This is a genomic window from Stenotrophomonas sp. SORGH_AS_0321 (assembly GCF_031453215.1).
Lineage (GTDB): Bacteria > Pseudomonadota > Gammaproteobacteria > Xanthomonadales > Xanthomonadaceae > Stenotrophomonas > Stenotrophomonas chelatiphaga.
In genome coordinates this window covers 4,102,614-4,110,757 of sequence record NZ_JAVIZG010000001.1, presented here as the reverse complement: position 1 = coordinate 4,110,757, position 8,144 = coordinate 4,102,614, and the positions used below count along the sequence as shown (strand labels likewise).

The following is an 8,144-nucleotide window of genomic DNA, read 5'->3' as shown; positions in this document are numbered from 1 at the left end:
CGCGGGAACGACCTGAACCTCCCGCCCTGTCTATGCCGGGGCACCTGTCAAAAATGGTGAAATGAACATGGCCATCCGCGGTCCCAGACTGGAATTTTCCGTCGGCGCCTTCCTGCTGCTGGCACTGGCCTCGCTGTTGGTACTGGCGGTCGCTTCGACCAACCAGCGCTGGGGCCTGGGCGGTGGCGGCTACGAGCTGAAAGCCCGTTTCTCGCAGATCGGCCAGCTGCGCAAGCAGGCACCGGTGAAGATCGGCGGGGTCAACGTCGGCCAAGTAGCGGCCATCGACCTTGATCCGGTCAAGTTCGACTCCATCGTCACCATCAAGATGGACGGCAAGTTCAAGGACCTGCCGGCCGACACCTCCGCCGGCATCTTCACCAGCGGTTTGCTCGGCGAGAGCTATATCGGCCTGCAACCGGGCGGCGATCCGGACGTGCTGAAGGCCGGTGATGAAATCGTGTTCACCCAGCCAGCGGTAGACCTTATCCAGCTGGTCGGCAAATACATGTTCAGTGGTGGCGGCGCCGGTGGCGACGCAGCACCGTCCAACGAATCCCACGACGGCGCGCCCGCGCCCGCTACGGAAACCCAACCATGAAAATGAAACTGCTCCCGCTCTTCCTCGCTTCGGCCCTGCTGGCCACCACCCCGCTGCTGGCAACGGCGCAGGCACCTGCCGCCACCGCCGCTACCCAGGGCCAGGCCGGCAAGACCGTGATTGATGCCAGCACGCGCATCATGACCACCCTGCAGCAGCGCAAGGCCGAGTTCAGCAAAGACCCGACCGCGCTGCGCAACTTCATCAACAGCGAGCTCAACCGCACCTTCGACCGCGACTACGCGGCACGCCTGGTGCTGGGCGCGCATTCGCGCGGTGCGTCCGATGCCGACATCAAGCTGTTCGCCGATGCAATGGCCGACAACCTGATGCAACGCTACGGTTCGGCCCTGCTGAACATCCAGGGCAGGCCGAGCTTCCGCCTGAAGGGCGAGAGCGCGCTGCCGGGCAACCGCGGCGTGCGCGTGGCCACCGAACTGGTGCGCTCGGGCGACCAGCCGACCCCGGTCGAGTACCTGATGCGCAACACCGATGGCCAGTGGAAGATCTTCGACGTCAACATCGAAGGCATCTCCTACGTGCAGACCTTCCGCAACCAGTTCGACGCCCCGCTGCGCCAGAAGGGCATCAAGCAGGTCGCCACCGAGCTGCGCAGTGGCAGCATGCAGGCTGGAACCCCGGGCAATGGCAAGTAACAGCGCCCAGGCCCGGCTGGACCAGGGCACCCTGCACCTGTCCGGCGTGCTGGACCGCAGCGCGGTGATCGCGCTGTGGCCGCAGCTGCAGGCGCTGGGCAACGGCGCGCAGGCGCTGGACCTGAGCGGGGTGCCGCGCGTGGACAGCGCCGGCGTCGCCCTGCTGGCCGAACTGGCCGCGCGTGCGCGGCAGCAGGGACGGACGCTGGCCATCATTGGCTCGCCGGACGGCCTGACCGAACTGGAGGCCGCCTACCGGCTGTCTGCAGACCTTGATTTCAATGCCCCTTCTGCCGCGAGCTGACATGAACGTCGTACGCATACTCCCCCTGTTCGTCCTGGCCGCCACGCTCAGCGCGTGTGCGGCCAAACCGGCCCGTGACAGCGCGCCCAGCGCCGGCACCGTGGTGCCTGCAACGGAAGCGCCGGTCGCCGACGCGCCGCTGGCCGCCACCGCGGCGGACGATGCGGTCGTCACCTCCGAAGCCGCTCCAGTGGCCGCGCCGGCAACGCCGACGGCCGCAGCGCCGGCCGCCGTGGATGCCGATGGTGATGGAACGCCCGATGCCACCGAGGACGACTTCGCCGCGCTGTACGGCAGCGATGGGGTCAGCGGCGGATCCACGGCCGTCTACGATCCGTGGGAACCGCTCAACCGCCGCGTGCATCGCTTCAACGTGGTGGTGGACAACGCCGTCGCGCGTCCGCTGGCCACGGCCTACACCAACGTGGTGCCGCGCTTTGCCCGCACCGGCGTGAGCAATTTCTTCAGCAACATCCGCTCGCCGGTCACCATCGTCAACCAGTTCCTGCAGGGCCGTCCGGACGATGCCTGGGACACCATGGGCCGCTTCCTGATGAACAGCACGCTGGGTTGTCGGCGGGCTGTTCGATCCGGCCAGCAAGGCGATGATCGCCAACCGCAAGGAAGACTTCGGCCAGACGCTCGGTGCATGGGGCTGGCGTCCGTCGCGCTACGTGGAACTGCCGTTCTTCGGCCCGCGTACGGTGCGCGATGTGTTCGGCCTGGCCGGTGACATCCCGCTGTCGCCGATCCGCCAGATCGAAGAAGACAAGGTGCGCATCGGCCTGCAGGGCCTGCAGCTGGTGGACGCCCGTTCGCAGCTGCTCGCCGCCGATGACATCCGTTCCAGCGCGGTGGACGAATACGCCCTGGTGCGTGATGCATGGCTGCAGCGTCGCAACTACCAGATCGAAAACGACCTGCGTGGCAAGCATGCCCGCGGCAAGGACGACCTGGATTCGCCGATTCCGGTGGATGCGATGCCGATGCCGCAGTGGGGCAACTGACGGTCGTTGCAGCGAACGGCAAAGCGGGTTCACGCCATCGCATTCGCGCTGTCGCTCCCACGCTTTGCTGCGCAAACCGTGGGCCCCTCCTCACCAGCACCCACACCCCGCCGCTTCGCGGCCGCCCCTGACTCAGGGGCTCCCTCCACCAGAGGGGCCACGGGGACCATCGGTAGCGCCGACCCGTGGTCGGCGGCTCTTCATCGCGGTGTCTGACGGATTCCGCCGACCATGGGTCGGCGCTACCGCTTTTCTTTTTTCTTACGTGGCGGGACGCGCGCGCGGTCTGTCAGGGCCGGGCGGGAGGGGTTGGTGGGGGCGTGGAGCGCCATGGATGGCGCGACACGAGGCCCGCAGGACGCGGCTCTTGCCGTCCCCCACCAGCCCCTCCCGCCCGGCCCAAGCCAGTGACCCGGCTGTAGTGCGACCCACCACGAGGGGCTCCGCCGTTTGCCGGATCAGGCCGCCAGTGCGGCGTCCACGGCTTCGCGCACGCGGGCGTCGTCCGCTGCGACGTCCGGGGCGAAACGGGCAATGACCTGGCCGTCGCGGCCGATCAGGAACTTCTCGAAATTCCACAGGATGCCCGGTGCCGGCTGCGCCAGGTCCTTGGCCTCCAGGCGCTCGCGCATCGGGCCTTCGCCAATGGCCTGCGGCTGCGCGGCGATCAACTGCTGGTACAGCGGATGCACCTCATCGCCGGCCACGCTGATCTTGGCGAACATCGGGAAGCTGACGTCGTAGGTCAGCTGGCAGAACTGCTGGATGTCCGCTTCGCTGCCCGGCTCCTGGCCGAGGAAGTTGTTGGCCGGGAAGCCGAGGACCTCCAGGCCCTGCGCCTGCTTTTCCACGTACAGCTTCTGCAGGCCCTCGTACTGCGGGGTCAGCCCGCACTTGGAGGCGACGTTGACCACCAGCAGCACCTTGCCGCGGTAATCGGCCAGCGAGGCCGGCTGGCCTTCGATGGTGGTGACGGGAATTTCCTGGATCGACTGGGTCACGGCGGACTCCTGGTTACAAGGGTGAAAGGGAGGCATCACGCAGGGGCGCGCAGCAGCGCGAGTTCAATCCACGCAGAGCGTGCCTTGGGCAACACCGCCATCGATGCGCTGGCGGCAACCGAAGTTTTCGCTGGCATCGCGCTGGCACACGCCGGAGGCCGGCGAACCGGCAACCACTTCGCCGATCGCCAGGCACTGGCCACTGCAGTCGGCCTTGGCACTGCAGGTCTTGCCGGCGTCGGCATACGGCACCACGCACTGCACGCGCTGCAGGCGGCCCAGCGGGCGCAGCTCACCGCCCTTCGCGGTGCAGGCGGCGGCATCCAGCGCGGCCACGGCCGGCACCGTGTCGGCAGCCGACGAGGCGGTATCCGGGCGACTGCCGCCGAAGGCACAGCCGGCAAGGGAGGTCACCAGCAACAGGCTGGTCAGCAGGGAAAGGCGCATCGGCGGTATCCATCATGGTGCGGGTCGGTCACCGAGGATACCGAAGCGATGTGTCTACTCTTCGTCAGGCCCTGCCAGTTGCTGCACGGTATCGGGCTGCAGTTCAGGCGGCAGCGCTTTCTTGGCCTTGCTGCCCAGCTCGGCCAACCTTCGCGCGCGGCTGATCGCCGAGTGTCGCGAATCCTGCAGCCGGTTGCGGGCATTGGAGAACGCGGTGGTGGCGTCTTCGAGCTTCTTGCCGACGTTGTTGAAATCGGTCAGGAAAGCCATCAGCGCGTCCAGCACCAGGCCACCGGCATCGCTGATCTGCAACGCCTGCTTCTGCACCTTGTCGCGCGTCCACAACCGTTCGGCCACGCGCAGCAGCGCCATCAGCGTATTGGGCGAAGCGAACACCACCTTGTTGTCGAAGGCATAGGTCTGCAGCGAAGGATCGGCCGACAGCGCGGCCGACAAGGCGCCTTCGATCGGCACGAAGGCGATGGTCACATCCAACGTCTGCTCTTCGCCCATCGCCTTGGGATAGTTGCGCACGCCGAGGTCGCGCACGTGCGCGCGCAGCGCGGTGGCATGCCGCAGCAGGGCCTCGCCGCTGGCGTCGGGGGTCACCGCGTTCATGGCTTCCTGCCACGCCACCAGGTTGACCTTGCTGTCGACCACGATGCTGCGCTGGTCCGGGAAGTTCACCACCACGTCCGGGCGCAGGCGTTCGCCTTCGTCATCCACCACGTGCTGCTGGCGTTTGTAGTGCACGCCTTCTTCCAGCCCGGAGCCGCGCAGCACGGTTTCCAGCATCAGCTCGCCCCAGTCGCCGCGCACCTTCGCATTGCCCTTCAAGGCATTGGTCAGTGCCGCCGCCTGCGAGGCCATGTCCTGGTTGAGCGTCTTCAGCTCACCCACCGCGCCGAGCAGGCTGGCCCGTTCGCGGGCTTCTTCGGCATACAGCACGTCGACCCGGCCGCGGAATTCCTGCAGGCGTTCGGTGAAGGGTTTCAGCAGGTTCTCGATGTCCTGCCGCGACTGACCGGTGGCATGGCGCACGTTCTTCTCGAACTGCTGTCCCCGTTCTTCGAAGACCTTGCCGGCCAGTTCGGCGAAGGCGCCGCTCAGCTTCTCCTTGGCACTGTCCAGGTAGGCGCGCAGTTCGTCGCTGGCCTGCTGGGAGTGCTGCAGGTTGGCCTGCATGCGGGTGTGCTCGCCATGCAGCTGCTGGTAGGTCTCGCGCTGGGCGTGCAGCTGCTGCTGCGCATCGGCCAGCTGCGCCTGCAACTGCTGCAGCGCGTTGCCGCGTTCGACCAGGCGGGTGTCACGCTCGCTGGCCAGTGCGGCGTCGCGTTCGATGCGTGCCTGTGCTGCGCTGAGCGCCTGCTGCGCTTCCAGTCCACGCCGGCGTTCGCCTTCGATGTCGTCCTGCAGCGACTGCAGGCGTCCACGCAGCTGGCCGGCGTCGACCTGCGCGGCCAGGCTGCGGTCGCGTTCGTCGGCCAGCGCCTGGCGCAGTGCGTCCAGCTCGTGGGTGTCGGTGCCGCCACCGGAGCGGCGCAGCACCACCACCAGCAGGACAAGGATGACGGCCAGCAACAGCACGGCCAGTAGAGCAAGCGTCTGGGTTTCCATGCCGCTAGTTTAGGCGGCTGCAGTCTCATGCGCTGCGCCGGGGGTGGTTGGTCGAGCGGGTGGAACCCCCTCGCGGCTGTCAGGCTTCCAGCAGGGCTGGGTGTCGGGTGGGGCGGGGAGGTTATGCGGGGCACGCGCAAGTACGTCCATGTAGCTCTTCGCGGCTCCTGCCGCTCAAGGCCCCGCATAACCTCCCCGCCCCACCCGCTGACCGTTTTTCGCGTGCTGCCAGCCGCGTTGAAAGAAAAGAGAGAAGGGTCAGCGTCCTTTTGCGCGCAAAAGGACGCTGACCACGGTGCCCGTGACCCCGGTTGCGACCCCGATGCCTGGGAGGCTTACCAGCCTTCCAGCACGATCTTGCCCTTGGCTTTCTGGCTTTCGATCAGCGCGTGCGCGCGGCGCAGGTTGGCGGCGTTGATGCGGCCCAGGTTTTCGCCCAGCGTGGTGCGCAGTACGCCGGCGTCGATCAGGCCGGCGACGCGGTTGAGCAGGACGTGCTGCTGTTGCATGTCGGCGGTCTGGTGCAGCGGCCGGGCGAACATGAACTCCCAGTGCAGCGAGGCGGATTTGCGCTTCAGCGCCATCACGTCCAGCTGGCCCGGGTCGTCGATCAGGCCGAGCTGGCCCTGCGGTGCCAGTACTTCGATGATCTGTGCGTAATGCTGGTCGGTGTGGGTCAGGCTGGCGACGTGTTCGACATGCGCGATGCCAAGCCGTGCCAGGCCTTCGGACAGCGGCTGGCTGTGGTCGATGACATGGTGCGCGCCCAGTGCGTACACCCAGTCCTGGGTTTCCGGGCGCGAGGCGGTGCCGACCACGGTCAGCTTGGTCAGCTGGCGGGCCAGCTGCACCAGGATCGAGCCGACGCCACCGGCTGCGCCGATCACCAGCAGGGTCTGCCCTTCGCCCTTGCCCTCGGCGATGCGCAGGCGGTCGAACAGCAGTTCCCATGCGGTGATCGCGGTCAGCGGCAGTGCCGCTGCACTGGCGTCGTCCAGGCTGGACGGCTTGCGGCCGACAATGCGTTCGTCCACCAGCTGGTACTCGGCATTGCTGCCGGCACGATCGATGGCGCCGGCGTAGTAGACCTCGTCGCCGGGCTGGAACAGGGCTACCTCGCTGCCCACCGCATCCACCACGCCCACCGCATCGAAGCCGAGCACGCGCGGGGTTTCAGTGGCAGCGTTGCGGCGCACCTTGGCGTCGACCGGGTTCACCGCCACGGCCTTGACCGCCACGCGCAGGTCGCGCGGGCCCGGGGTGGGGATGTCCAGATCGATATCGACCAGGGAGGTGGCGTCGTCCGGCGACAGGCCGGCATGGGTATAGGCAACAGCGCGCATGGGGTGACTCCGCAGCGGGGGGATGCGCTCAGGATGGACGCTGCAGGTGACGCTGGAAAGGCGCAGAATCGTTCATCACTTTCTCTTCTGTGGTGAAAATGGTCCGGTTCGATGACCTGCAGCTGTTCGTGCGTACCGCGGCGCTGGGCAGTTTCAGCCGTGCAGCGCGCGAGGTGGACCTGCTGCCCGGGCAGGTGGCCGCGGCGATCGCACGGCTGGAGCGCGAGCTCGACCTGCGCCTGTTCGTGCGCACCACCCGCAGCCTGCGCCTGACGGCCGAAGGTGCGCAGTACCTGCCTTATGCACAGGAAGGCCTGGCAACGCTGCGCGAGGGTCAGGCGCGGGTGCAGGGCGAGGCCGCCGAACTGGCCGGCACCCTGCAGGTGGCGGCGCCGTCCGATCTCGGCCGCAACGTGCTGCTGCCCTGGGTGACCGCGTTCCGGCGTGCGCATCCGCGGCTGCAGCTGCACCTGCAGCTGTCCGACCAGGTGGCCGATGTGTTCCGCGATCCGGTCGATATCGCCTTCCGGCTGGGCCGTTTCGACAACGCCAGCTATGTCGCCCTGCCGCTGCTGGCGGGCAACCGCCGCGTGCTGGTGGCGTCTCCAGCCTACCTGCAGGCGCACCCGGCACCGGACAGCCTGGATGCGCTGAAGGACCACGCCTGCCTGCTGTACCAGTTGGGTGGCCGCACCCACGACCGCTGGAGTTTCGAACAGGACGGCCGCCGCAGCGTGGTGGCGGTGCGTGGTGCGCTGCTGTGCGACGACGCCGACGTGGTGCGGCGCTGGGCGGTGGCTGGCGAGGGCATCGCCTACAAATCGTGGCTGGATGTCGGTGATGACGTGCGCGCCGGGCGCCTGCAGGTGCTGCTCGACGGCCAGGGCGAGAGCCTGCCGTTGAATCTGGTCTGCCCGCACCGCAAGCAGTTTTCGCCGGCGGTGCGGCAGCTGCATGGGTTCCTGGGCGAGCGGCTGACGCCGTTGCTGCAGGGATTGCCCAGCGCCCGGTAGTGACGGCCGCTGGCCGTCAGCGCGTGGCCTGGCGGGTGCGATTGCCTGGTGGGTGACGATTGCATTGGTGGGTGACGACCGTTGGTCGTCACGGCCGCCCCGCTGCGCTCGCCGAGCGTGGCTCGGCGCTACCGAACCCAGCGCCCGGTAGTGAC

Annotated in this window: 8 protein-coding genes and 1 pseudogene; 5 read left to right on the top strand and 4 right to left on the bottom strand. The window is 67.9% G+C overall.

Annotation, left to right across the window (positions count from 1 at the left end):
- Positions 1 to 67 precede the first annotated feature (67 nt).
- From mlaD to QE373_RS18475, 4 genes and pseudogenes are all read left to right on the top strand, one after another.
- Positions 68 to 601, top strand: a complete 534-nt coding sequence (mlaD, locus tag QE373_RS18490; RefSeq protein ID WP_042612192.1) for an outer membrane lipid asymmetry maintenance protein MlaD — start codon at positions 68 to 70, stop codon at positions 599 to 601.
- Complete coding sequence (locus QE373_RS18485) at positions 598 to 1,257, top strand: ABC transporter substrate-binding protein (protein ID WP_309689460.1); 660 nt, start codon at positions 598 to 600, stop codon at positions 1,255 to 1,257. The genes mlaD and QE373_RS18485 overlap by 4 nt, the downstream gene beginning before the upstream one ends.
- Positions 1,247 to 1,561, top strand: coding sequence for an STAS domain-containing protein (locus tag QE373_RS18480; RefSeq protein WP_309689459.1), 315 nt, complete (start codon positions 1,247 to 1,249; stop codon positions 1,559 to 1,561). Before QE373_RS18485 ends, QE373_RS18480 begins: the two co-directional genes overlap by 11 nt.
- A 1-nt stretch (position 1,562) precedes the next feature.
- Positions 1,563 to 2,568 (top strand): annotated as a pseudogene (locus QE373_RS18475) (VacJ family lipoprotein).
- A 458-nt stretch (positions 2,569 to 3,026) separates the two neighbouring features.
- Here the strand turns inward: QE373_RS18475 and QE373_RS18470 are convergent.
- The 4 genes from QE373_RS18470 to QE373_RS18455 form a co-directional block, all read right to left on the bottom strand.
- Positions 3,027 to 3,569 carry a glutathione peroxidase gene (locus tag QE373_RS18470; RefSeq protein ID WP_309689457.1) on the bottom strand — a complete coding sequence of 181 codons (543 nt, stop codon included), beginning with the start codon at positions 3,567 to 3,569 and terminating at the stop codon, positions 3,027 to 3,029.
- A 63-nt stretch (positions 3,570 to 3,632) separates the two neighbouring features.
- On the bottom strand, positions 3,633 to 4,016 hold the full coding sequence (locus QE373_RS18465; protein WP_309689454.1) for a hypothetical protein: 384 nt from the start codon (positions 4,014 to 4,016) through the stop codon (positions 3,633 to 3,635).
- 54 nt (positions 4,017 to 4,070) lie between these two features.
- The gene (gene rmuC / locus QE373_RS18460; RefSeq protein ID WP_309689451.1) at positions 4,071 to 5,633 is read right to left on the bottom strand and encodes a DNA recombination protein RmuC; all 1,563 of its coding nucleotides are present in this window, start codon (positions 5,631 to 5,633) and stop codon (positions 4,071 to 4,073) included.
- Between the two features lie 335 nt (positions 5,634 to 5,968).
- Positions 5,969 to 6,976 (bottom strand): zinc-binding alcohol dehydrogenase family protein, encoded by a 1,008-nt coding sequence (locus QE373_RS18455; protein WP_309689449.1) that lies wholly within the window; start codon positions 6,974 to 6,976, stop codon positions 5,969 to 5,971.
- A gap of 92 nt (positions 6,977 to 7,068) precedes the next feature.
- Here QE373_RS18455 and QE373_RS18450 point away from each other — a divergent pair, with 92 nt between their 5' ends.
- A complete protein-coding gene (locus QE373_RS18450; protein WP_309689446.1) occupies positions 7,069 to 7,989 on the top strand; it encodes a LysR family transcriptional regulator in 921 nt (306 codons plus the stop codon).
- The last annotated feature ends 155 nt before the right edge of the window (positions 7,990 to 8,144 follow it).

Coding starts and splice junctions, on each gene's coding strand:
- QE373_RS18480 (WP_309689459.1), top strand. CDS start 1,247: ATGGCAAGTAACAGCGCCCAGGCCCGGCTGGACCAGGGCACCCTGCAC.
- QE373_RS18485 (WP_309689460.1), top strand. CDS start 598: ATGAAAATGAAACTGCTCCCGCTCTTCCTCGCTTCGGCCCTGCTGGCC.
- QE373_RS18465 (WP_309689454.1), bottom strand. CDS start 4,016: ATGCGCCTTTCCCTGCTGACCAGCCTGTTGCTGGTGACCTCCCTTGCC.
- mlaD (WP_042612192.1), top strand. CDS start 68: ATGGCCATCCGCGGTCCCAGACTGGAATTTTCCGTCGGCGCCTTCCTG.
- rmuC (WP_309689451.1), bottom strand. CDS start 5,633: ATGGAAACCCAGACGCTTGCTCTACTGGCCGTGCTGTTGCTGGCCGTC.
- QE373_RS18455 (WP_309689449.1), bottom strand. CDS start 6,976: ATGCGCGCTGTTGCCTATACCCATGCCGGCCTGTCGCCGGACGACGCC.